This is a genomic window from Shewanella sp. 1180_01 (assembly GCF_052850535.1).
On sequence record NZ_VXCT01000175.1, the window covers coordinates 1 to 611 of the forward strand.

Below are 611 nucleotides of genomic sequence, written 5' to 3' on the forward strand. Positions count from 1 at the left end.
TGTCCCGTCCTGAAATACGTTGACATAAAGAGGACTTCTTTATGACAACATCAATTAACTCAAGCCGTAAGCGCACACAACGAGATTACACCTTAGCCTTTAAATTAGGCGTTGTAGAGCGTGTTGAAAAAGGCGAAATGACGTACAAACAAGCCCAAGCCCATTTTGGTATTCAAGGCCGTTCAACGGTACTCGTTTGGCTTAGAAAACATGGTAGACTCGACTGGTCGAAACCTTTTCAGCATCCCCTTATGCCTAAGTCAAAAGAAACCCCTGCCGAAACGATCAAGCGCCTTGAACGTGAGTTAGCAGAAGAGAAACTGCGTAACAAAATCCTCAATGGCATGGTTGATATCATGGACAATGAATATGGAGCAGGCCTCAGAAAAAAGTACTTATCCGGTACGTCTGGCAAGCAAAAAGCAACGGCGAAATAAACCTCGCAGCCGCATGTCGTGCTGCGGGTATGTCGAGGCAAGGTATTTATCAGGCAGTTGCTCGAATGGAAAGTCGTAGAGCTGAGCTATCGGTCATCAAAGACTGGGTTCAGTACTGGCGTAAATATATGCCAAGGTTAGGGGCCCGTAAGCTCTACACGTTGATAAAATCCA

Annotated in this window: 1 pseudogene; it reads left to right on the forward strand. The window is 45.7% G+C overall.

Features of this window, described 5'->3' with window-relative positions:
• Positions 1-41 precede the first annotated feature (41 nt).
• Positions 42-611, forward strand: a pseudogene (locus FW758_RS24730) (IS3-like element ISShes2 family transposase); the annotation flags it as partial.